The following is a 21,472-nucleotide window of genomic DNA, read 5'->3' as shown; positions in this document are numbered from 1 at the left end:
AACGAAAACTAGCGGATTCGAACGGGAGAAGACTCCCGGAAACCGAGCGTAGGAGGAGTCATCATGACGACGTCACCGATCCTGGTCACCGGCGGCACCGGCACCCTCGGTCGCCTGGTCGTGCCCAGGCTGCGCGACGCGGGCCGCGAGGTCCGGGTGCTGAGCCGGCACGAGCACGGGGCCGAGGAGGGCATCAGCTACGTGGCCGTCGATCTCGCCACCGGGGAGGGCCTGGACGCGGCGCTGGAGGGCGTGCGGACCGTGCTCCACCTGGCGGGCGGTCCGAAGGGCGACGAGGGGGCCACCCGTCACCTGGTCGCCGCGGCGCAGCGGACGGGGGTGCGCCAGTTGGTGCACATCTCGGTGATCGGCGCGGACCGGGTGCCGCTGGCCTGGTTCCGGATGAAGCTGGGGGCCGAGCAGGCGGTGGCCGAATCGGGCATTCCGTGGACCGTGCTGCGCGCGGCGCAGTTCCACGACCTGGCGTTGAAGGTCGCCGAGTCGATGGCGAAGCTGCCGGTCCTGCCGGCCCCCGGCGGTCTGCGCTGGCAGCCGGTCGACGCCCGCGACGTCGCGGCCCGCCTGGTCGAGCTGACGCTAGGCGAACCGGCCGGCCTGGTCCCCGACATCGCAGGACCGCGCGTCTACCGCCTCGACGAACTGAGCCGCGGCTACCTCAACTCTCGCGGCAAGCACCGGCTGACCCTGCCGGTCCGCGTCCCCGGCAAGGTGGGCCGCGCCTACCGCGCGGGCGAGAACCTCTCCCTCCACGACACCCTCCTCGGCACGCGCACCTGGGAGGACTTCCTCGCTGAGCGCGTCCCGGCGGCCGGCTAGGCGCGGCCAGGCCAAGAGGCGCCACGGCCCGAACCCCCCAAACCGGGGCGGCTGTTCTGGAGGCCGACCCCTGGCCGGCGCCCTTCCCGTCCCCTGTTCGGTCGTGGGGCGATCGGCGCAGCGGGGGACACGATCGGGTGACGGGGCGGGCGTGGTGATCATGTGACAAGCTGGTGGACTGGCCCACTGGGGGCATGAGCCGCTTCCTCTCCCGACTCGGTCCCGCCGCCCGTCCGTCGCGGCGGACCGTGCTCGCCACGGGACTCGGCGGGGCTGCGGCGGCGACGCTCGTCGTCGGGGCGGCCGGACCTTCCGAGCCGTCGGTCTCCGCAGACGCGCTGGTCGCGCGGCAGGTGCGGGACGAGTTCCTGCACGGCTGGCGCGGCTACGTCGCGAAGGCCTGGGGCCACGACGAGGTACGGCCGGTCAGCGGGACGCGTCACGACTTCTTCGCCACCGGCCACACCTTCGGCCTCTCCATCGTCGAGGCGCTCGACACGCTCTACCTGATGGGCGAGGACGCCGAGGTGAGGCGCTGCTGCGACTGGATCGAGCAGCACTTCGACCCAGCGCAGGATGCGGGCGTCCAGGTCTTCGAGGCGGTCATCCGTCTCCTCGGCGGCCTGCTGGCCGGTCATCTGGCCACCGGCCGACCCGCGTTGCTCAGCCGGGCCAGGGAGCTCGCCGACCGGTTGCTGCCGGCCTTCACCCGCTCGCCGACGGGCATGCCGTACACCCACGTCAACCTGCGCACCGGCGCGGTCCACGGCGCCGTCGCGACACTCGCCGAGATCGGCAGTAATGCGGTGGAGTTCGGGCTGCTCAGTCGGCTGACCGGTGACTACCGCTACTACGACGCCAGCCTGCGCGCCTACCGGGCGGTGCTGGCCAGGCGGAGCGCGCTGGGGCTGCTCGGCACCTCGGTCCACGTCGAGTCCGGCCGCTGGGTCGGCTGCGCCGACATCACGCCGAACGCCCCGGTCGACTCGTTCTACGAGTACCTGTGGGCGGGCGGGAGCCTCGTCGGGGACCGCCAACTCTCTTCCTGGTACCGCCAGCTGACGGACGCGATCCTGCGTCGGCAAGCCGTGGTGACGGGCGGCCGACTCTGGTTCCGCTCGGTCGACTTCCGCACCGGCAAGCCCTCCGGCCGCAACCGCGCCGGCGAGCTCGGCGCCTTCTACGCCGGACTGCTCGCCAAGGGCGGAGACCTGCGCCAGGGCGCGGCCCTTTTCGACTCGTGGACGGCCGTGCTCGACCGATACGGCGTACTCCCGGAGGTCGTCGACTTCACCACCCTCGCGGCGGTGGACCGCTCCGGGCAGCTCCGCCCCGAGTACGCCAACTCCGCGTTCGACCTGTGGCGGGTCACCGGGGACGAGCGCTACAAGCAGTGCGCCTACCGGTACTTCACCGGCATGCGGAGCCGGCAGCGGGTGGACGGCGGCTACACCGTGATCCGCGATGTCACCGCGCCTGTGCCCGCTCCTGAGGACCTGACCCCGGGCTACTGGTTCGCCGAAAACCTGAAGTACCTGTGGCTGATGTTCTCCGCGACGCCCCGTTTCGACTTCGGCACGGGACTGCTCTCGACCGAGGGCAAGGTGCTGGCCGGACTGCGCCAGGTCTGGATCTGAGCTCCGGGAGCACCCGGCGCTCCCGTGCGTGTGCGGTCGAACTTCCTGTTCAGGGCTGCCCTTTGTTGCGCCCGCGTAAACCTGAGGATCATCTTCCGTTCGTCTCTTGTCATGCCCGGCAGGCGTCGCTAGCGTTCTCGCCAGCTGACACCCCGGCAGAGGGTGTTCAGAGGTTCACTGCTTCGCCATGTCCGAAGCGCGACGGGGCAACCCCCTGCTGCGGCCGGACACGCACGCCCCTTGGACACCCCTTTCACAGGAGGCAGTACGTTGCGCACCTCTTCGATATTCGTCGTCCCGGCCGCCGCGGCCCTCGCTGTCGCCGGTCTGCTCGCCGCGAGCCCGGCCCAGGCTTCCGGCCACGGCGTCGCCTGGAACCGTGCCTGTGCCGTCGACCTGACGCCTGGTCATGCCTACTGCAACGCACTGCACGTGACGAGCATCGCCGAGCACGTGAACGCCCAGGGCGTCACCCCGAACGCGACGCCGTCCGGCTACGCCCCGGCCGACCTGCTCTCCGCGTACAACCTCCTGGCCAACGGCGGCGCCGGCCAGACCGTCGCCATCGTCGACGCGTACAACGACCCGAACGCGGCGGCCGACATGGCCGTCTACCGCACCCAGTTCGGGCTGCCGGCCTGCACGGTGGCCAGCGGCTGCTTCAAGCAGGTCAACCAGACCGGTGGCAGCAAGCTCCCGCGCTCCAGCTCCTCCTGGTCGGGCGAAATCTCGCTCGACCTGGACATGGTCTCCGCGATCGCCCCGAACGCGAAGATCGTTCTCGTCGAGGCGAACACCGCGAGCATGACCGACCTGGGCACCGCGGTGAACGAGGGCGCCAAGCTCGGCGCGACCGAGATCTCCAACAGCTACGGCGGCTCGGAGTCCTCGGCGGACACCGGCTACGACTCGACCTACTTCAACCACCCGGGCATCGCGATCACCGTCTCCTCCGGTGACTCCGGCTACGGCGTGCAGTACCCGGCCGCCTCCCCGAACGTCACGGCCGTCGGCGGCACCGCGCTCACCAAGGCGTCCAACAGCCGCGGTTGGAGCGAGAGCGTCTGGAACACCAGCGCCACCGAGGGCGCCGGTTCGGGCTGCTCCGCGTACGAGCCCAAGCCGACCTGGCAGACCGACAGCGGCTGCTCCCACCGCACGGTGGCCGACGTCTCCGCCGTCGCCGACCCGGCCACGGGTGTCGCGGTCTACCAGACCTACGGCGGTTCCGGCTGGACCGTCTACGGCGGCACCTCGGTCGCCGCGCCGCTCATCGCCGGCGTCTACGCCGACGCGGGCGCGCACTCCACCACGATCCCGGCGGCGAACCTCTACTCCCACACCTCCTCGCTGAACGATGTCACCACGGGCGCCACCGCCACCTGCACCCCCGCCTACCTCTGCACCGCCGAGGTCGGCTACGACGGCCCGACCGGCTGGGGCACCCCGAACGGCCTGACCGCCTTCACCGGCTGACCCTCGTCGCTCTGATCCGACGCCGGGGCGGTGTCAACTACGGTTGACACCACCCCGGCGTCAACGTATGTTGACAGCATGAGCGAAACCCGACAGCTCGCGGACGCCGCGGGCAGTCGCGACCCCGCAGTAGGGCTGCGCGCCGTGCGCGCCCTGCGGGCCCTCGCGGAGCGCCTGGAGGCGCTGCAGGTGGGCAATGCCCGAGGTCAGGGCTGGTCCTGGCAGGAGATCGCGGAGTGCCTGGGCGTCAGCCGGCAGGCCGTCCACAAGAAGTACGCGAAGGGAAGGGAGTAGCCATGCTCGAGACCTTCAGCCCGGCGGCGCGCCGCTGCATCGAGTCCGCGCGTGAGGAGGCCGTCCTCCTCGGCCACGACTTCATCGGCACGGAGCATCTGCTGCTGGGGGTACTCCGGCAGGACGCCGACCCGGCCGCGCGGCTGCTCGCCGCGCAGGGCCTGAGCCTCGACGCCACGCGCGCCACCGTCCGGCGACTGCTCGCCGCGCAGGGCGTCGGGGGCGGCGGGGGCGTCGGGACGGGAACCGGTTCCGGCGACCTGCTGGACGCGGAGGCGCTGCGCAGCATCGGCATCGACCTCGACGAGGTCACCGAGCAGATCGAGTCCGTCTTCGGCGCGGGCGCGCTGGCCGCGCCCGGCCCGGGCCCCGGCCAGGCACCCTCCCGCACACTCACGGCCCGGGTCCGGATGACCGGACGCGCGAAGAAGTCGCTGACGCTCGCGCTCCGCGCCGCGCGAGCGTCCCGCGAAAGCCGCGCGTCGCGGCGGATCGAGTGCGCGCACCTCCTCATCGGCCTCCTCCGCGAGGGCGGCGGCCTGGCCCGCGCCGTCCTCCTCGACGCCGGCCTGGACCTGGCCGTGCTCGAAAGAGAGGCGGAGGCGCTGTCCTGAGCGGAGCACGGCGTGGCGCGCGGCCGCCTGCTTACGCCTCGGGCTGGGGCGCGTGGTCGCCGTGACTCGTGTGGCCTTCGTGACCGGCATGGTGGGCGTCGGGGCGGTGATCCCTGTGGCTGTCGTGGCCCTGGTGCCCCGCGTGGTCACCTTCGCCCCCAGGCGCTTCGAGGCCGTTGTGCTCGCCGTGCTCGCCGTGACCCGCGTGGCCGCTGTGCTCGGCGCCGTGCACGTCATGACCGCCGTGTCCGCCGTGTCCCGCGCTGTGGTCCGCGTCGGGGGAGCCGCCCATCATGGCGAGCATCTGTCGGCCGCCGCTGCGCAGGAAGCGCCCGACCAGTGCCGCAGCGAGCAGCAGGAAGGCGATGTTCAGGAACGTCGTGTAGTTCCACCTGACACCCTCCATGGGGATCTTCGCGTCCTTCTGGTCCGGGACCAGACCCAGCCCGCCGAAGACGAACTCCACCACGTAGCCGGCCACCACCATCGCGACGTAGAACGTCCCCAGCAGGTACCAGGCCATCCGCGCGCCGTAGTACTTCCGGTAGATGTTGAGGATCGGCAGGATCAGCAGGTCCGCGAAGATGAAGGCGACCACGCCGCCGAAGCTGATGCCGCCCTTCCAGAGCACCACCGCCAGCGGCACGTTGCCGATCGAGCAGACGAAGGACACCACCGCCACCAGCGGTCCGACCAGCGGACCCCACAGCTTCGAGGCGAGCGGGTGCCCGTCGAAGAAGAAGGTGCGCCAGAAGGAGTCCGGCACCCACGCCGCGATCGCGCCCGCGATGACGAGACCGATGACCAGGTCGCGCAGGATCGCCGCCCACTCCATCACGAAGACGTGCGAGACGGAGGTCCACCCCTCGCGGGAGAAGAGCCGCTGCCGGAACGAACCCTCCTTGCTCACGGACATGTCCATCGCCGCGTGCCCCTCCATCGAGCCCGCGACACCGCGCTCCGCCTGCTCGCGCGCCTCCCGCAGCAGGCGGTCCCGCAGGGTGAACCGGAAGAGGACGGCCAGCACCACGATCATGATCGGGCCGCCGGTGAACTCCGCCAGTGTGAACTGCCAGCCCATCAGCAGGGCGAGGATCACCCCGAGTTCGACCACGAGGTTCGTCGAGGCGATCTCGAAGGCCATCGCCGCCGTGAAGTTCGCCCCCTTGCGGAAGAGTGAGCGCGCCAGCGCGACCGCCGCGTAGGAGCAGGAGGACGACGCCGCGCCGAGCGCGGACGCGACGGCGAGCGTGCGTGGGCGGTCGTCGCCGAGCAGCCGGACGATCGTCGACTTGCGGACGACGGCCTGGACGATCGCGGAGAGCAGGAAGCCGAGGATCAGCGCCCAGGTGATCTCCCACGTCATGGAGCCCGTGATGGACAGAGCGTGCAGGACTGCGTGTACGGCGGACATGATCGCCACCATACCCCGCAGGGGTATGGCGCGCATCTGATTGACATGCCGTCACTCTGCGCGTATCACCACTACATACCGTCACTGTCGCTGCCGTGGACGCCAATCGAGGGGACGCGCATGATGACTGACCAGGACGCAACCACTGTCAAGCGCCTGCGCGTCGGTGTCGGCGTGCTGGGGCTGGCGCTACCGATCGTGCTGCCGCTCGGGAACAGCATCATCTCCGCCCATCTCGGGCTGCTCTCTTCGCTGAGCGGCTCGTACTACACGCACATGCGCAACGTGTTCGTCGGCGGGCTCTGCTCCATCGGGGTGATTCTGCTCTGCTACCGGCACAATCGCCGTGAGGACATCTGGAGCTCGGTCGCGGGCTTCTTCGCGGTGCTGGTGGCGATGTTCCCGACCGAGCCGCCCGCGTCGCTGGTCGCACACCCGACCACCGTGCAGAAGGCGCTCGGTGGCATTCACACCCTCTCCGCCGCCCTGGTCTTCGCTGCGCTGGCGGTCTTCTGCATCCGCCTCTTCCGCGACGAGGCCGAGCCGGACGGCGAGCTGCGCCGCCGCGTCTATCTGGCCTGCGGGGTGGTGATCGTGGCCTGCATCGTCACCATCGTGATCGCCGACCTGGTCCACTTCGGCGCGGGAGAGGCGCTGACTCCCGTGTTCGCGTGCGAGTCGATCGCGGTCTTCGCCTTCGGCGCGGCCTGGTTCGTGAAGGGCGACGCGATCGCCGACCTCGCCCGCCTCGCCAACAGTCCGGCGATCGCGGAGCGCTGGAAGTAGCGGCTGGGCGGCTCCGCCGTGGGATGAAGGCACGCCTCGTCCATGTGATGCCTGGGCAACAGCTGCCGTGCACCTAGGGTGGGCGTGTGACAGTTCCGACCAGTGGCCTGCGCGATCACGTCGGCCGCCCATGAACCTGCCCAGTGTCCAACTCGCCCAGGCGGCGGACGAACTGACCCAACGGCTGGCAGACCTCGGCAGCGAGGAGCGCGCGGCCTGGGACCGTGACTACCTGCACAGCGAGATGACGCACCTCGGTGTTCCTCTCCCTGAACTGCGCCGCGCCGTGAGCGCCGTCCGACGTGCGCTGCCCCCGCTGACTCGAGACGACGTCGTGGCGCTGGCCGGCCTGCTGTGGCGCGGCACCGTCTACGACCACCGGCAGGCCGCCGTCCAACTCCTCGCGCAGCAGGCCCGCTTGCTGACGCCCGCAGACCTGCCGACCCTCGAGGCGATGCTGCGGGCGGCCCGCACCTGGGCACTCGTGGACACCCTCGCCGTCCACGTGGCAGGCCGGATCACCCTCCAGCATCGGGAGGCAGTAGGCGCCGTCATCGACGGATGGGCCGGCGACGAGGACTTCTGGATCCGCCGCTCCGCGCTCCTCGTTCTGCTGCCGGGCATCCGGGCGGACACCCCTGACCTGGAACGGCTCGACCGGTACGCCGAGGCCATGGTGGGGGAGTCCGAGTTCTTCGTCCGCAAGGCCATCGGCTGGGTCCTGCGGGAAACCTCCCGCTCCGACGACAGGTTCGTGACGGCCTGGGTCGAAGCCAGAATCGACCGCGTCTCCGGGGTCACCCTGCGCGAGGCCGTCCGCCACCTCCCCGCAGCGGACCGGGATCGGCTGACGCGGGCCTATCGCCAGGCTCACGGTCGCTGAGCTCAGGCTCCGAACGTGACCGTCACCGGCGCGTGGTCACTCCAGCGCTCGGGGTGGGAGGCGGCGCGTTCGACGACGGCCGAGGTGGCGCGGGCGGCGAGGCCGGGGGTCGCCGCGACGTAGTCGATGCGCCAGCCGGAGTCCGCGTCGAAGGCGCGGCCGCGGTAGGACCACCAGGAGTACGGGCCGGTCACGTCGGGGTGGAGGCGGCGGACGGTGTCCACGTAGCCGACCTCGTCGAAGACGCGGGAGAGCCAGGCGCGCTCCTCGGGGAGGAAGCCCGCGCTCTTCTGGTTGGACTTCCAGTTCTTGAGGTCCGCCTGCTGGTGGGCGATGTTCCAGTCGCCGCAGACGACGACCTCACGACCCTGGGCCGCCGCGCGCTCGCGCAGGACCTTCAGGTAGTCGATGAACTCCGCCATGAAGCGTTCCTTCTCGTCCTGCCGGGGCGTGCCGACCTCGCCCGAGGGCAGGTAGAGGCTGGCCACGGTCAGGCCGGGCAGGTCGATCTCCGCGTAGCGGCCGGAGCCGTCGAACTCGTCGGAGCCGAAGCCGATCTTCTGCCGGTCCGGCTCGGCCCGGGAGAGGACGGCCACCCCCGCGCGGCCCTTCGCGGTCTTCGAGGGGGCCCACAGGACGTGCCAGCCGGCGGGCGCGGCGACCTCGGCGGCCAGCTGCTGCGGCTCCGCGCGGACCTCCTGGAGGCAGACCACGTCGGCGCTGGTCGCGGCGAGCCACTCGACGTAGCCCTTGGCGGAGGCGGCGCGCAGGCCGTTGACGTTGGCGGTGGTGATGATCACCTGGCTACTCATCCCTTCGGTTCCCCGGACCGGGCGACGGCACCCCTTGACCCGTTGGTTCGGCAACGAGTCCCGATCCTAGACTCTGCCGTGCGCTGCCCCCGAACCGGGACATACCGCGAGGTTCCGTTCCTCAGGTCCGAGAGTCGGCCCGTCGCACGTGCAGGTGGCCGTCCCTCGGGTACGGGGGCCGAGCGGGCAGGATCCGGTCGAACGCGTAGCGAGACTTCTCCGCGACGCGGCACGACGCGAGATTGTCCACCTGGTGCAGCAGCTGGAGGCGGTCCAGACCCTGCGCCGCGAAGGTGTCGAAGGCCCAGCCGGTGAGCGCCTCCAGCGCCCGAGGGCCACCCCACGGCCACGGGCGGGCGCGGCCGTCCAGTAGCCGACCTCACCGGGCGCGCGGTCGGGGCCCGTCCGCTTGAGGACCACGTTGGCGACGAGCCCGCCTTCTTCGAGGACGGCGAAGCTGAGACGTTCGCCGGTCTCCCAGCCTTGTCGCTGGACGTCCAGCCACTGCGCCGCGTCCTCGGCGCTCTCGACGGGCCGCATCGTCCAGCGACGCAGCGTCGGATCGCGGTACACCTCGATCAGCGGTTCGACGTCGTCGCCGTGCCAGGGGCGAAGGAGAAGCGCGGGTGCGGACGAGGTCGCGGGCACCCGCACGATGACGCTCTGCAAGATCCTCCCCCGTCAGCGCGCGGAGATGAAGAGACTCTGGGCCGAGCGGCCGATGACCGCCTTCTCGTCCATCAGGACCGCGTCCGCGAGGCCGATGCCCGCCTGGTCGACGCTGGTGCGCGCGTCGAGGCCGACCCACTCGCCGACCGGTGGGCGGCGCAGGTGGACGGTGAGGTCGGGGTTGACGTAGACGTGGCGGCGGATGTCGAGCTCGCCGGAGATGCCGTTGCCGGAGTCGGCCGCGATCAGCACCCTCGCCAGGCCCGACGGCTCCTCGTCGGCCACCAGGGGCAGCCGCATCCGGAACCACCCGGCCGCAGGCCCCGGCTCCAGGAACGAACCGTGCGCGAAGCGCAGCTCCATCGCGGTGTGGTACCCCTCGTCCCATGGCACGGGGAACGGCTTGACCGTGGACTCGTCGGGGCCGGGGACCGGCAACTGCGGCTCGGTCAGCGGGAGGTCGGCGTCCGGGCCCGCGACGCGCATACGCAGCGCGCTCGCGCGCATGGCGAGCTTGCCGTCGGCGGAGCGCAGTTCGGCGTCGACGCGTTCGACGCTGCGGCCGGCCTCGGCGTCCCTGACTGTCACGGTCACTTCGCCCACGGGTACCGGGCGCAGGATCTCGAACGTCATCCGGACCACCCGGAACCCCTCCCGCGCCCCGGGCCGCCGCTCCACCGCGCGGCCCAGCAGCGCGGCCGGCGGCCCGGCGTGCTGGGAGTCGGGGGACCAGGGGCCGCGCGTCGCGAAGGTGGCGGTGAACCGGTTCTCGCCGAGCGGGAGGTAAAAGGCTTCAGCAGTCACTACCGAAGAGTAACCAGATTGGGCCAGGAGCGGGAGGGTAGCCCCGGCTGGTGGCTCCCTTTTGCCCGCGCGCCGGATCGGCCATGCTGTGCAGCGAAGGCCGGAGCTCAGGCCGGTCGGCCTGGAGCGGGAGGGAGAACGAGGCGATGCTCTCGCGGACACGACTGTTCGGCGGCAGGACGCGGGTGACGTTCCGACTGGCGGCACAGGAGCCCGTCGGAACGGTGAGCGTGGTGGGGGATTTCAACGGCTGGCAGCCCGGCGTCGCCGAGCTGGTCCGACGCCGGGACGGGACGCGGACGGTGACCCTCTCCTTCCCGCCGGGGGAGCACCGGTTCCGGTATCTGGCCACCGGCGGGGTCTGGTTCGACGACGACAGCGCCGATCGGATCGACCCGCAGGGCAGCCTGATCCGGGTGGAGTAGGGCCCGCCGACGCGCCGAACGCGCCGATCTCGCCGCGCGCTCCCGCAACGGCGGCGAATGACGAAGGGCCGTGGCTCGAGCGGGCTTTCGCTCGGGCCACGGCCCCAAACGAGCGTGCCGGGCGTCAGTCGCTGATCGCGCCGCCTGTCGCCGGAGCGCGGCCGTGACGCATCAGCAGCGCCACCACCAGCCCGAGCGCGCCGCACGCCGCGGCGAGCAGCAGGCCGTCCTGGTAGCCGTTGAAGCCGTTCAGTTCCGGGATCACGTTGTAGCCGCCGGTCAGCTTCTCCGGGATGCCCGTGACGCTGACTTTCACCTTGAGCGGGTTGGCCCGCAGGAACGCCGTCAGCGCGCCCGTCCCGACCGAGGTCGCCAGGCTGTTGACGACGCCCAGCATGCCCGCGCTGATGCCCTGTTGGCGGGCCGGTACCGCTTCCATCATCAGGTTCGGGCAGGCCGCGTAGAAGGCGCCGAAGCCGATGCCGAAGATCGCCGCGAAGAGCCCGTACTGCCACTTGGAGTGCGGGAAGTACGCGTAGAGCACAGTCGATACGGTGAACACCGCCATTGCGACGATCAGCGGCAGCCGTGGTCCGATCTTGCGCGAGAGCTCACCTGCCCCCGCGCCCGACAGCATGCCGAAACCGCCGGAGTAGACCGCCGAGTAGAGGCCGTACAGCAACAGCGTCGCGCCGAGTCCGTACGCCAGCGTCGAGTTGAAGGTGGTGTGGAAGAGCGGCGCCATCGCGGGCGGCAGCGTCTGCCCGCCGGAGCCGGCGAGGGCCGCCTTGAGGATCTGCCCGTGCAGCTGCGGCTCGGTGGGCGTCTGCAGCATGTAGGGGATGCTGTAGCCCTGGATGCCGACCACCATGCTGCCGAGCGTCGCCGCGGCGAGGACGACCAGCACCTTTGGCGAGAAGAGCAGTTTCATGTCCATGATCGGAGACGACACGACCCGCTCCACGGCCAGGAACGCGGCCAGCAGCAGCAGCCCGCCGACCAGGTAGGCGACCGAGTTCCACCGGCCCCAGCCCCAGACCGCGCCGTTGGAGAGATAGACCAGCACCAGGCCGACGCCGCAGCCCAGCAGCAGCGCCCCGGCGACGTCCAGCCGCTGGTTGCTGCGCAGCGTCGTCTCCGGCACCACCCACATCATCAGCGGCACCATTACCCCGACGAAGATGAGCAGGAACCAGAAGAGCGAGCGCCAGCCGAACGCGTCGAGCAGCCACCCGCCCAGCAGCGGCGCGAAGAGTGCCGACATGCCGAGGCCGGTGGCTATCACGCCGATGGAGGCGGGTATGTAACGTCTGGGCAGGATGTCGCGGAAGAGGCCGTAGGCGACAGTGGGCGCGGAGATCGCCACCGCCTCCAGGCCGCGGCCGACGAGGAACAGCCACCAGGTGCTGGTGAGTGCGCAGATCAGCGTGCCCACGGCGAAGGAGACGCCGGAGATCAGCATCATCCGCCGCTTGCCCCACAGGTCCGACATCTTGCCGAAGATCGGGGTGGTGGCCCCGCCGACCAGGCCGAAGATGATGACCATCCAGCTGATGTTGGCCCCGACACCGGGGAAGCTGGGCGAGATCTGCCGGGCCGCTGAGGCGACCATGGTGTACTGCAGCGCCGCGATCTCGGCGAAGAGCACGACCACGCCGATGACGGCGAAGATTCGCAGCTTCGACACGCCGTCGAGGCGGTTGGTGGACTCGGGCTCGGGTTCCGGGGACGGCGGGGACTGGACGTGATCCGGTGCGGAGGTCACGAGGCGGCTCCTCTAGTGGTCCAGGGGTGCGGATGGCCCCGGACGGGTCGTCCGCAGGGTGTGTATCTAACAGACCGTCAGAAAGAAGGGAAGGGCGAGCGCGGCGCGCATCTGCTTCAATGGGTGCATGGACCTGATCACTGACGGCGGCGCGCAGCGCGCGGAGGCGGCTCTGCCCGTCCTCGAGCCGTTCTGGCCCTCGCGCCAGCAGTTCCACTTCGACCAGACCTGTCGCCGCTGTACCGGCGCGCCGGCCTGGATCTGACCAGCCTGTTCAGGCTTTTCGCGCGCGCAGATGCAAGCACCTCAGCTGGATTTCGCCGCTCTGCTCACTCACCCGCGCGAATCGAGTCCTGACATGTCTGTTTCCGTTCTGAACTCCGCCCTGTCCACCGCCCTTCCGCTGCCCCGGCTGCGGTCGGTCCGCCCCCACGAGTCCGCGCCGCCGGCCCGTCCGGGCGTCTACCGGCTGCCCGAACACGTCGTGGCCGGACTGCAGCTCGGCGCGGCGGACACGCCGCTGGTCGGCTACCTCGTGCTGGTGCCCGCAGGCAGCGCGCCAGTGCTGACGCCAACGCCAACGCTCACGCCCACGCCCGCCCCGACGCCCGCGCCCGCTCCGCTCCCGGCTCATGGGCTCGCGCTGGACCCGGAGTTGCGCACGGCCCGGGTGGACGGGGAGCCGCTGGAGCTCACCTACCTGGAGTTCGAGCTGCTCGCGCACCTCACCGCGCACCCGCACCACGTGCACACCCGCGACCGCCTGGTCGAAGCCGTCTGGGGCTACGGCCACGTCGGCGACGGCCGCACGGTCGACGTCCACGTCGCCCGGCTGCGCCGCAAGCTCGGAAACGGCTACCGCAACAGCATCGTGACGGTGCGTCGGGTCGGCTACAAGTACGTGCCGCCGGTCGCGCGCTGACGGCGCGCCGAGGGTCCCGGCGGGCGGGTCAGCTCTCGCTGATCCGCCCGTCCGCGACGGAGATGCGGCGGGTCGTGGCGACCGCGTCCAGCATCCGCCGGTCGTGGGTCACCAGCAGCAGCGTGCCCGTGTAGGAGTCCAGCGCGGACTCCAACTGCTCGATCGCGGCCAGGTCCAGATGGTTCGTCGGCTCGTCGAGCACCAGCAGGTTCACGCCGCGGCCTTGGAGCAGCGCCAGCGCGGCGCGGGTGCGCTCGCCGGGGGAGAGCGTCGCGGCCGGGCGCAGCACGTGCGCCGCCTTCAGGCCGAACTTGGCCAGCAGCGTCCGCACGTCCGCGGGGGACAGCTCGGGTACCGCCGCGCCGAACGCCTCCAACAGCGGCACATCGCCGTAGAAGAGACCCCGGGCCTGGTCGACCTCGCCGACCACGACGCCGGGACCGAGCGCGGCGTGGCCCGCGTCCAGCGGCAGCCGACCGAGCAGCGCCGCCAGCAGCGTCGACTTGCCGGAGCCGTTCGCGCCGGTGACGGCCACCCGGTCCGCCCAGTCGATCTGCAGGTCCACCGGCCCGAAGCGGAAGTCGCCGCGCGCGACCTCGGCCCCGCGCATCGTCGCCACGACCGCGCCCGAGCGCGGCGCGGCGGCGATCTCCATCCGCAGGTCCCACTCCTTGCGCGGCTCGTCGACCACGTCGAGCCGCTCGATCAGGCGCTGCGTCTGGCGTGCCTTGGCGGCCTGCTTCTCGGTGGACTCGCTACGGAAGGCCTTGCCGATCTTGTCGTTGTCGCTCTGCTTGCGGCGGGCGTTCTTGACGCCCTTCTCCATCCACGAGCGCTGCATCCGCGCCCGCGCCTCCAGGCCGGAGACGGTGTCGGCGTACTCCTCGTACTCGTCGCGGGCGTGCCGCCGGGCGCGCTCACGCTCCTCCAGGTAGGAGGCGTAGCCGCCGCCGAAGAGGTTCACCTGCTGCTGGGCCAGGTCCAGCTCCAGCACGCTGGTGACGGTGCGGGTGAGGAACTCGCGGTCGTGGCTGACGACAACTGTGCCGGCGCGCAGGCCGGAGACGAAGGCCTCCAGGCGCTCCAGGCCGTCGAGATCGAGATCGTTGGTCGGCTCGTCGAGCAGGAAGACGTCGTAGCGGCTCAGCAGCAGCGAGGCCAGCCCGGCGCGGGCGGCCTGGCCGCCCGAGAGGGAGGCCATCTCCTGCTGCAGCCCGACGGTCAGCCCGAGGCTCGCGGCGACCTCCTCGGCCCGCTCCTCCAGATCGGCGCCACCGAGGTCCAGCCAGCGGTCCAGCGCCTCCGAGTACGCGTCGTCCGCGCCGGGCGCGCCGTCGACCAGCCCCTGCGTCGCCGCGTCGAGCGCAGCCTGCGCGGCGGCGACGCCAGTGCGCCGGGCGAGGAACGCCTGCACGGTCTCGCCGGGCCGGCGCTCGGGCTCCTGCGGCAGATACCCGACAGTGGCGCTGGGCGGGCTGAGCCGCACCTCGCCCTGCTCGGGCGTGCCCACCGAAGCGAGCAGCTTCAGCAGCGTGGACTTCCCTGCCCCGTTCACGCCGACAAGACCGATCACGTCGCCGGGGGCGACGACCAGGTCCAGGCCGGTGAAGAGGGAGCGCTCACCGTGTCCGGCGGCGAGATCTTTGGCGACGAGAGTGGCAGTCATCAGGTCAGAAATCCTACCGGCCGCGCGCAAGCCGATTTCCCCGGGCAGAGCGGGGCCGGTCCCGAGCGCGGCGACCGGACGCAGGCCTCGGGGACGTGGAGTCGGCCCGGTAAGCAGCAGGTCGCCGCGCTCTCGTCCCGGTCGCACGGCACGTCGCTGTCGGACGCCCCAGTCGCCGACTTGGCCGCCGGGCTACCTGTGGCTACCGAGGTGGCGCGGATCGGCAGCCAGGCGATGATCTCGTCGCCGGAGGCGAGCCATTGTCCGGTGCTGCAGGTCCGGAGGCGGGCCGCAGACTGAGGCCCGCCTCCGGACTGCGCGGCTACTCCGCCAGGCTCAGCGCGGCAAGCGCCGCGTTGACGATCGAGCCGGACGTCAGGTCGTGCAGCTCGTAGAGGTCGCCCACGGTGCCCGACTGGCCGAAGGAGTCCACGCCCAGCGGGACCGTCGGGACCCCGAGCGCGCCGCCCAGCCAAGCCATCGAGTGGGAGGCCGCGTCGTGGACGGTGACCAGCGGGGCGCGGCGGTCCGAGCCGAACGCGGCGCGGAGCGCGCCCGGGCTGTCCGGGGTGCGGGCCGCGCGGACGCCGGAGCGCAGGGTGCGCTGCCACTCCGCGTAGAGGAGGTCCTGCGAGGTCACGTCGATGACGTGTGCCGCGATGCCCTCGTCCGCCAGCTCCGCCGCGGCGGCCAGCACCTCCGGCAGCACCGCGCCCGACGTGGCGAGCCGCACCGTCGGGGCGGCCGGGCCCAGGCCGGAGGCGTCCACCAGCCGGTAGGCGCCCGCCAGGACCTGACGGCGCAGCACCGTCTCGCCCAGCCGCTCCCGCGCCGCGTCGAACGGCGACTGCTCCAGCGGGCGCGTGGTGAGGCGGAAGTAGTGCGCCCCGCCCTCGCCCCGGGCGACCTGCCCGACCGCGTCGCACAGCAGCCAGTCCAGCGCGCCCGCGAAGGCCGGCTCCAGCGTCACGACGTTCGGCAGCTCCAGGCCCACCGACGGCGTGATCGTCGACTGGTGCGCGCCGCCTTCAGGAGCCAGCGTCACGCCCGACGGCGTGCCGGCCACGATGAAGCGCGAGCCCGAGTAGACCGCGTAGATGAACGCGTCCAGGCCGCGCAGCACGAACGGGTCGTAGACCGTGCCGACCGGCACCAGCGGTTGGCCGGACAGGTCCCAGGACAGGCCCAGCTGACCCAGCAGCAGGAACAGGTTCATCTCGCTGATGCCCAGCTCGATGTGCTGCCCGGTGGGGCCCTCGGCCCAGCGCAGCACCGGGTCGCTGTTCCAGGCGCGGCGCTCCTGCGGCGCGAAGACGCCGGTGCGGTTGATGAAGCCGGCCAGGTTCGTCGAGGTCGCCACGTCCGGCGCGGTGGTCACCAACAGGGGCGCCAGCTCAGGCTGCCGCGACAGCTCGGCCAGCACCCGGCCGAAGGCCTCCTGGGTGGAGAGCGGCTTGCCGGTCCGCACGCCGCTCGACGCCGGGACGGCCGGGGCCGTGAACGCCGGCGCGGCCGGACGGGCCAGCAGCCGGGCCCGCTCCGCGACGAGGCGGCCCGCTGCCGTCGCCGGGTCGAGGCGGTCCCACTCCGTCTCGGCGGTGAGCCCGTGCGCGGTGCGCAGCGCGTCGACCTGAGGGGTGGTCAGCAGCGCGGAGTGGTTGCGCGGGTTGCCCGCCGTCGGCAGGCCCCAGCCCTTGACGGTGTAGGCGAAGACCACGCTCGGCCGGTCGGCGACCGCGTCGCACTCGGCGAAGGCCTCCAGCAGCGAGCCGAGGTCGTGCCCGCCCAGGTCGGTCACCAGCGCGGCGAGCTCGGCGTCGTTCACTGAGTCGCAGAAGTCCGCGACCTCCTGCGGCGCGCCGTCCAGGAACTGCTTGCGCAGATCCCGCTCGGGCAGGCCGAAGAGCGACTGGTAGTGCTCGTTGGGCATCCCGTCGATCCAGGCGCGCAAGGCCTCCCCGCCCGGGCGAGCGAACGCGGCGCGCAGCCGGCGCCCGTACTTCACCTCGACCACGTGCCAGCCGGCGGCGGCGAAGTGCTGCGTCCACTGCGCGATCCGCACGCCGGGGACCACCCGGTCAAGTGACTGGCGGTTGAAGTCGACGATCCACATCGCCTTGCCGAGGCCGTGCGTCGCGTCGTCGGCGATGGCCTCCCACACGTTGCCCTCGTCCAGCTCGGCGTCGCCCATCAGCGCGACGAAGCGCGAGGCGGGCCGCTCACCGAAGTGCGCGTCGACGTAGCGGCGGGTCGCGGCCGCGAAGAGCGGGGCGGCGGGGCCGAGGCCGACTGAGCCGGTGGAGAAGTCGACCGGGTCCGGGTCCTTGGTGCGGCTCGGGTAGGACTGCAGGCCGCCGCGGGCGCGGAGAGTGGTGAGATAGGAACGGTCGAGGCTGCCGAGCAGGTACTGGATGGCGTGGAAGACGGGCGAGGCGTGCGGCTTCACGCTGACCCGGTCCGGCGCGTCCAGATGCGCGAAGTAGAGCGCGGTCATCGCGCTGACCAGGCTGGCGCTGGACGCCTGGTGGCCGCCGACCTTGACGCCGTCGCCGGTGGCGCGGTCGTGGTTGGCGGAGTCGACGATCCGGGTCGCGAGCCAGAGCACGCGCTGCTGGATCTCGTCGAGCAGCTCCAGGTCCGGTGCCGTGGACGGGGTCGCCGTCGTCAGGGCCGGGGAGCCACCGCCGAGAGGATGAGGGTGGTGATCCATGCAAGCAGAGTGCCCGACTCGCCTCAGCCTGTCACGCGTGGCCCTGGTCACGTGGGGTGCGTCCCGGTTCGTCCACCGCTCGTCGACCGCTCGTCCACCGCTCGCCCCCATGTCCGTGCAGGTCACAGCTGCGCGGCCGCGGTCGGCCGAGCGGGCGGGAACAGCGGCTTCCGGTCGACCGTTGGCCGCTGTGCGGGTGCTCGCACAGCGGGGGCCCAGCGCGGCCATGGGAAGACGGCATGAAGCGTGCACCAAGCGCGAACACGAAGCGCGAACGAGAAGAGGGCCAGGCATGGGACTGAACCGGGCAGGGAAGATCGCCACGGGGGTGGGCGCGGCGGGCGCGGCGGCCCTGGCCTGGGCGGCACGTGAGATCCCCGCCGCCTTCGGGGGCGACCCGAAGAAGGGCAGCCGAGGCGACCGGCTCAACGCCTCGCCCCGCTACCGCGACGGCGTCTTCCACAACCCGCCGGGCCCCGACCGCTCCGGCGAGATGGGGCGTCCGGACGCGCGCGGCGTGGCCAGGGAGATGTTTTTCGGCAAGCAGCAGCGCAAGCCCTCGCGCCCGGTCCCGCTGGTACGGGACCTCGCCGAGACGGCCAGCGCGGACATCGCGGTGACCTGGTTCGGCCACTCCAGCGCGCTCGTCGAGATCGAGGGTCAGCGAGTGCTGCTGGACCCGGTCTGGAGCGAGCGCTGCTCGCCCTCCCAGTCGGCCGGCCCGCGCCGCCTGCACAACCCGCCGGTCGACCTCGAGCAGCTGCCCGAGGTCGACGCGGTGCTGATCTCGCACGACCACTACGACCACCTGGACATGCACACCATCCAGGCACTGGCCCGGCTCCAGAGCGCGCCCTTCGTCGTCCCGCTCGGCGTCGGCGCGCACCTGGAGCGCTGGGGCGTGCCGCGCTCCCGCGTCATCGAGCTGGACTGGGACGAGACGGCGGAGGTCGGCGGCCTGCGGCTGGTCTGCACCTCGGCGTATCACTTCTCCGGGCGCGGCTTCGCGAACAACGGCACGCTGTGGAGCTCCTGGGCGATCCTGGGGCGGGAGAAGAAGGTCTTCTACAGCGGCGACTCCGGCTACTTCGACGGCTTCTCCCGCACCGGCGAGGAGTACGGCCCGTTCGACCTGACACTGATCCAGATCGGCGCGTACAGCGACCACTGGCCGGACATCCACATGACCCCGGAGGAGGGTCTGCGCACCCACCTCGACGTGCGCGGCGGCCTGCTCGTGCCGGTTCACTGGTGCACCTTCGTGCTGGGGCTGCACGACTGGTCCGAGCCGGTGGAGCGGCTGTGCGAGGCCGCGGACGCGGCGGGCGTGCGGCTGGCCGTCCCGCGTCCGGGCGAGCGGGTGCTCGCCGAGGCCCCGCCGAAGCTCGACCACTGGTGGCGCGCGGTGGTGTAGGTGATGCAGGCGGTGCCGGTGTCAGCCGCCCTGGCGGGGGCGGGGCAGCGGAAGCTCCACCCAGACGACCTTGCCCCCGCCGGAGGTCCGGTCGACGTCGCAGGCCCCGCCCGCCTCGGCGGTGATCGCCTTCACCAGCAGCAGCCCGCGTCCGCCGAGCCGGTTGAAGTCCTCGGAGAGCGCCTTCGGCCGGTAGGGGTGGCTGTCCTCGACGGAGAGCCGCACCCAGCCGGAGGCGATGACGATCTCCACGACCAGCTCGGGGGAGAGCAGCGCAGCGTGCCGGACGGAGTTGGTCACCAGCTCGGAGACGATCAGCAGGATCCCGTCCAGCAGCTCCTCGTAGCCGGGCCCGGTGACCCCCTGCGCGACCAATAGGTCCCGCACGGCGTGCCGCGCGTGCGACACGGTCACGTCCACGGCCGGCGCGGCGAACCGCCACACCCCTTCGACGCCGGGCGGCGGCGTCCCGGCCGCCACGCCCGATCCCGATCCCGGACCCGTTCCTGTGCCGAGCGGGGGTTCGCCGGGCTGGTCTCCGCGGACATGCATCTTTCGTTCCGCCATCCTCGGGTCGCTGGAGTACTGAAGTAGAGGCTCCTGGGCAGACAGGTCGTCCTATCACAGCTTTGTGATGCCCAAGAGGCGGCATGAGCGCACAAAGTGACTGCTTTTATACGTTCGGTCATCCAGCGGGACTGGAATGGATCACTTCCGATCGCGCCGAGGGGCGGTCGGGAGCACTCTGTTTTCTTGGTATTGTTGAGCACGTCAGCGCGGGTCACCGCGCCGATAACCTGCGCGGGTGGCGGAATGGCAGACGCGCTAGCTTGAGGTGCTAGTGCCCTTCGGGGCGTGGGGGTTCAAGTCCCCCCTCGCGCACGCAGGTTTCTACAGTGTGGCTCCCGGCTTCGGCCGGGGGCCACACTGCGTTGTGCCCGGGTCCCTCCGGGCTGGTTGGTACTTCGCTTCGGTCCGCGGGCGATCCCGGACGGCGCGGAGGCACAACTCGGGCTCCGGTCCCGCAGGTCGGCGTGACCAGGCGGCCTGATCCCCTGATGGTTACCCGCGCGTAGCGCTAAGGTGCTGCGCATGGAGCGCGAGCGCACGTACGACGTCGTCCTGTTCGGCGCCACCGGGTTCACCGGGGGCCTGACCGCCGAGTACCTGGCCAGGCACGCGCCGGAGGGCTGCCGCTGGGCGGTCGCCGGGCGCAGCCGCGAGAAGCTGGAGGCGCTGCGCACCCGGCTCGACCTGCCCGAACTGCCCGTGCTCGTCGCGGACAGCGCGGACGCCGACGCGCTGGCCGGGATCGCCCGTACGACCCGCGTCGTCATCAGCACCGTCGGTCCCTACCTCACCTTCGGCGAGCCGCTGGTCGCGGCCTGCGCGGAGGCCGGCACGGACTATGTCGACCTCACCGGCGAGCCGGAGTTCGTCGACCTGATGTACACGCGCTACCACGCCCGCGCCGTCGCGAGCGGGGCGCGGATGCTGCACGCCTGCGGCTTTGACTCCGTCCCGCACGACCTCGGCGTGCTGTTCACCGTGGGGGAGTTGGCCAAGGCGGGTCCGCTCGACGGGCCGGTCGCGGTCGAGGGGTACGTGCGCGCCATGGCCACCTTCTCCGGCGGCACCTTCGCCTCCGTGCTCGCGGCGTTCTCCCGCCCGGTCCAGATGGCGAAGGCGGCGAAGGCGCGCCGGGCGATGGAGGGCCGCCCGGCCGGACGCCGGGTGAGCGGCCGGATGGTGGGCCCGCGCTGGTCCAAGGAGGCGCACGCGTGGGTGGTCCCGATGCCCGCGATCGACCCGCAGATCGTGCTCCGTTCGGCCGCCGCCCTGCCCGAGTACGGCCCCGACTTCCGGTACGGCCACTACGCCGCTGTCAAGCGCCTGCCCATCGCCCTCGCCGGGATCGGCGGGATCGTGGCGCTCTCCGTCGCCGTCATGGTGCCGCCGCTGCGCCGGGCGCTGGCGCCGCTGCGTCCCTCCGGCTCCGGACCGGACGCGGCGCAGCGCGCCCGGAGCTGGTTCACCGTCAGGTTCAGCGGCGAGTCCGGCGGACGGCAGGTCTGGACGGAGGTCTCCGGCGGCGACCCCGGCTACGGCGAGACCTCGAAGATGCTTGCCGAGACCGCCCTCTGCCTCGCCTTCGACGAGCTCCCGAAGACCGCCGGCCAGCTCACCACGGCCGCCGCCTGCGGCACCGCGCTGATCGACCGGCTCCAGGCCGCCGGGATCGCGTTCCGCGTCCTGGACGCCCGCCCGCGGCGCGCGCCCGGGCGGTAGGTCGTCACCGCGCAGACCCGGCACGGCGGCGGGTTCACCGAGCGGGCGCGGAGGA

Annotated in this window: 19 protein-coding genes, 1 tRNA gene and 1 pseudogene; 13 read left to right on the top strand and 8 right to left on the bottom strand. The window is 71.9% G+C overall.

The window, feature by feature from the left end:
* Window positions 1-63: 63 nt before the first annotated feature.
* The 5 genes from ABIA32_RS27385 to ABIA32_RS27365 all read left to right on the top strand — a co-directional run bounded on the left by ABIA32_RS27385 (window position 64) and on the right by ABIA32_RS27365 (window position 4,858).
* Complete coding sequence (locus ABIA32_RS27385) at window positions 64-837, top strand: SDR family oxidoreductase (RefSeq protein ID WP_370100911.1); 774 nt, start codon at window positions 64-66, stop codon at window positions 835-837.
* A gap of 194 nt (window positions 838-1,031) precedes the next feature.
* A complete protein-coding gene (locus ABIA32_RS27380; RefSeq protein WP_370100908.1) occupies window positions 1,032-2,474 on the top strand; it encodes a glycoside hydrolase family 47 protein in 1,443 nt (480 codons plus the stop codon).
* 270 nt (window positions 2,475-2,744) lie between these two features.
* A complete protein-coding gene (locus tag ABIA32_RS27375) occupies window positions 2,745-3,950 on the top strand; it encodes a peptidase S8 (protein WP_370100905.1) in 1,206 nt (401 codons plus the stop codon).
* Between the two features lie 78 nt (window positions 3,951-4,028).
* On the top strand, window positions 4,029-4,244 hold the full coding sequence (locus tag ABIA32_RS27370) for a helix-turn-helix domain-containing protein (RefSeq protein ID WP_370100902.1): 216 nt from the start codon (window positions 4,029-4,031) through the stop codon (window positions 4,242-4,244).
* A 2-nt stretch (window positions 4,245-4,246) separates the two neighbouring features.
* Window positions 4,247-4,858 (top strand): Clp protease N-terminal domain-containing protein, encoded by a 612-nt coding sequence (locus tag ABIA32_RS27365; protein ID WP_370100900.1) that lies wholly within the window; start codon window positions 4,247-4,249, stop codon window positions 4,856-4,858.
* 238 nt (window positions 4,859-5,096) lie between these two features.
* On the opposite strand, the pseudogene ABIA32_RS27360 reads toward ABIA32_RS27365, so the two are convergent.
* Window positions 5,097-6,272: pseudogene (locus ABIA32_RS27360) on the bottom strand (permease); the annotation flags it as partial.
* A gap of 120 nt (window positions 6,273-6,392) precedes the next feature.
* On the opposite strand from ABIA32_RS27360, the gene ABIA32_RS27355 reads away from it, so the two are divergent.
* Window positions 6,393-7,058 (top strand): DUF998 domain-containing protein, encoded by a 666-nt coding sequence (locus tag ABIA32_RS27355; RefSeq protein WP_370100897.1) that lies wholly within the window; start codon window positions 6,393-6,395, stop codon window positions 7,056-7,058.
* A gap of 130 nt (window positions 7,059-7,188) precedes the next feature.
* The gene (locus tag ABIA32_RS27350; protein WP_370100894.1) at window positions 7,189-7,941 is read left to right on the top strand and encodes a DNA alkylation repair protein; all 753 of its coding nucleotides are present in this window, start codon (window positions 7,189-7,191) and stop codon (window positions 7,939-7,941) included.
* Window positions 7,942-7,943: 2 nt separating this feature from the next.
* Here ABIA32_RS27350 and ABIA32_RS27345 read toward each other — a convergent pair whose 3' ends face one another.
* The 3 genes from ABIA32_RS27345 to ABIA32_RS27335 form a co-directional block, all read right to left on the bottom strand.
* On the bottom strand, window positions 7,944-8,753 hold the full coding sequence (locus ABIA32_RS27345) for an exodeoxyribonuclease III (RefSeq protein WP_370100891.1): 810 nt from the start codon (window positions 8,751-8,753) through the stop codon (window positions 7,944-7,946).
* A gap of 66 nt (window positions 8,754-8,819) precedes the next feature.
* The gene (locus tag ABIA32_RS27340) at window positions 8,820-9,326 is read right to left on the bottom strand and encodes a GNAT family N-acetyltransferase (protein WP_370101026.1); all 507 of its coding nucleotides are present in this window, start codon (window positions 9,324-9,326) and stop codon (window positions 8,820-8,822) included.
* 108 nt (window positions 9,327-9,434) lie between these two features.
* The gene (locus tag ABIA32_RS27335; RefSeq protein ID WP_370100889.1) at window positions 9,435-10,226 is read right to left on the bottom strand and encodes a thioesterase family protein; all 792 of its coding nucleotides are present in this window, start codon (window positions 10,224-10,226) and stop codon (window positions 9,435-9,437) included.
* Between the two features lie 185 nt (window positions 10,227-10,411).
* On the opposite strand from ABIA32_RS27335, the gene ABIA32_RS27330 reads away from it, so the two are divergent.
* Entirely contained in the window at window positions 10,412-10,651 is a 240-nt protein-coding gene (locus tag ABIA32_RS27330; protein WP_370100888.1) for an isoamylase early set domain-containing protein, read from the top strand.
* A gap of 124 nt (window positions 10,652-10,775) precedes the next feature.
* Here ABIA32_RS27330 and ABIA32_RS27325 read toward each other — a convergent pair whose 3' ends face one another.
* Window positions 10,776-12,416, bottom strand: coding sequence for an MFS transporter (locus ABIA32_RS27325; protein WP_370100885.1), 1,641 nt, complete (start codon window positions 12,414-12,416; stop codon window positions 10,776-10,778).
* A 127-nt stretch (window positions 12,417-12,543) separates the two neighbouring features.
* Between ABIA32_RS27325 and ABIA32_RS27320 the strand changes: the two genes are divergently transcribed.
* Together ABIA32_RS27320 and ABIA32_RS27315 are read left to right on the top strand one after the other, a co-directional pair.
* Window positions 12,544-12,681 carry a hypothetical protein gene (locus ABIA32_RS27320; protein ID WP_370100883.1) on the top strand — a complete coding sequence of 46 codons (138 nt, stop codon included), beginning with the start codon at window positions 12,544-12,546 and terminating at the stop codon, window positions 12,679-12,681.
* 93 nt (window positions 12,682-12,774) lie between these two features.
* Window positions 12,775-13,338, top strand: coding sequence for a winged helix-turn-helix domain-containing protein (locus ABIA32_RS27315; RefSeq protein ID WP_370100880.1), 564 nt, complete (start codon window positions 12,775-12,777; stop codon window positions 13,336-13,338).
* 28 nt (window positions 13,339-13,366) lie between these two features.
* Here ABIA32_RS27315 and ABIA32_RS27310 read toward each other — a convergent pair whose 3' ends face one another.
* Both ABIA32_RS27310 and ABIA32_RS27305 read right to left on the bottom strand, forming a co-directional pair.
* Window positions 13,367-15,004, bottom strand: coding sequence for an ABC-F family ATP-binding cassette domain-containing protein (locus ABIA32_RS27310; RefSeq protein ID WP_370100877.1), 1,638 nt, complete (start codon window positions 15,002-15,004; stop codon window positions 13,367-13,369).
* Window positions 15,005-15,326: 322 nt separating this feature from the next.
* Window positions 15,327-17,714 (bottom strand): pyruvate dehydrogenase, encoded by a 2,388-nt coding sequence (locus tag ABIA32_RS27305; RefSeq protein WP_370100875.1) that lies wholly within the window; start codon window positions 17,712-17,714, stop codon window positions 15,327-15,329.
* A gap of 292 nt (window positions 17,715-18,006) precedes the next feature.
* On the opposite strand from ABIA32_RS27305, the gene ABIA32_RS27300 reads away from it, so the two are divergent.
* Window positions 18,007-19,128, top strand: coding sequence for an MBL fold metallo-hydrolase (locus ABIA32_RS27300; RefSeq protein ID WP_370100872.1), 1,122 nt, complete (start codon window positions 18,007-18,009; stop codon window positions 19,126-19,128).
* A gap of 21 nt (window positions 19,129-19,149) precedes the next feature.
* Here the strand turns inward: ABIA32_RS27300 and ABIA32_RS27295 are convergent, their stop codons facing one another.
* Window positions 19,150-19,680: an ATP-binding protein gene (locus ABIA32_RS27295; protein WP_370100870.1), complete on the bottom strand. Its 531-nt coding sequence runs from the start codon at window positions 19,678-19,680 to the stop codon at window positions 19,150-19,152.
* A 247-nt stretch (window positions 19,681-19,927) separates the two neighbouring features.
* Between ABIA32_RS27295 and ABIA32_RS27290 the strand changes: the two genes are divergently transcribed.
* A tRNA-Leu gene (locus ABIA32_RS27290) sits at window positions 19,928-20,010 on the top strand.
* Between the two features lie 210 nt (window positions 20,011-20,220).
* The gene (locus ABIA32_RS27285) at window positions 20,221-21,417 is read left to right on the top strand and encodes a trans-acting enoyl reductase family protein (RefSeq protein WP_370100867.1); all 1,197 of its coding nucleotides are present in this window, start codon (window positions 20,221-20,223) and stop codon (window positions 21,415-21,417) included.
* Window positions 21,418-21,472 lie beyond the last annotated feature (55 nt).

This window comes from Streptacidiphilus sp. MAP12-20 (assembly GCF_041262525.1).
GTDB lineage: Bacteria > Actinomycetota > Actinomycetes > Streptomycetales > Streptomycetaceae > Streptacidiphilus.
Note: the sequence above shows the minus strand (reverse complement) of the source record. Positions and strands in the feature narration are given on the sequence as shown.

Excerpts from the sequence above, each read along its gene's own strand:
- ABIA32_RS27285 (WP_370100867.1), top strand. The coding sequence starts at position 20,221 with ATGGAGCGCGAGCGCACGTACGACGTCGTCCTGTTCGGCGCCACCGGG.
- ABIA32_RS27380 (WP_370100908.1), top strand. The coding sequence starts at position 1,032 with ATGAGCCGCTTCCTCTCCCGACTCGGTCCCGCCGCCCGTCCGTCGCGG.
- ABIA32_RS27370 (WP_370100902.1), top strand. The coding sequence starts at position 4,029 with ATGAGCGAAACCCGACAGCTCGCGGACGCCGCGGGCAGTCGCGACCCC.
- ABIA32_RS27365 (WP_370100900.1), top strand. The coding sequence starts at position 4,247 with ATGCTCGAGACCTTCAGCCCGGCGGCGCGCCGCTGCATCGAGTCCGCG.
- ABIA32_RS27310 (WP_370100877.1), bottom strand. The coding sequence starts at position 15,004 with ATGACTGCCACTCTCGTCGCCAAAGATCTCGCCGCCGGACACGGTGAG.
- ABIA32_RS27305 (WP_370100875.1), bottom strand. The coding sequence starts at position 17,714 with ATGGATCACCACCCTCATCCTCTCGGCGGTGGCTCCCCGGCCCTGACG.
- ABIA32_RS27295 (WP_370100870.1), bottom strand. The coding sequence starts at position 19,680 with ATGCATGTCCGCGGAGACCAGCCCGGCGAACCCCCGCTCGGCACAGGA.
- ABIA32_RS27355 (WP_370100897.1), top strand. The coding sequence starts at position 6,393 with ATGATGACTGACCAGGACGCAACCACTGTCAAGCGCCTGCGCGTCGGT.
- ABIA32_RS27350 (WP_370100894.1), top strand. The coding sequence starts at position 7,189 with ATGAACCTGCCCAGTGTCCAACTCGCCCAGGCGGCGGACGAACTGACC.
- ABIA32_RS27315 (WP_370100880.1), top strand. The coding sequence starts at position 12,775 with ATGTCTGTTTCCGTTCTGAACTCCGCCCTGTCCACCGCCCTTCCGCTG.
- ABIA32_RS27385 (WP_370100911.1), top strand. The coding sequence starts at position 64 with ATGACGACGTCACCGATCCTGGTCACCGGCGGCACCGGCACCCTCGGT.
- ABIA32_RS27320 (WP_370100883.1), top strand. The coding sequence starts at position 12,544 with ATGGACCTGATCACTGACGGCGGCGCGCAGCGCGCGGAGGCGGCTCTG.
- ABIA32_RS27345 (WP_370100891.1), bottom strand. The coding sequence starts at position 8,753 with ATGAGTAGCCAGGTGATCATCACCACCGCCAACGTCAACGGCCTGCGC.
- ABIA32_RS27300 (WP_370100872.1), top strand. The coding sequence starts at position 18,007 with ATGGGACTGAACCGGGCAGGGAAGATCGCCACGGGGGTGGGCGCGGCG.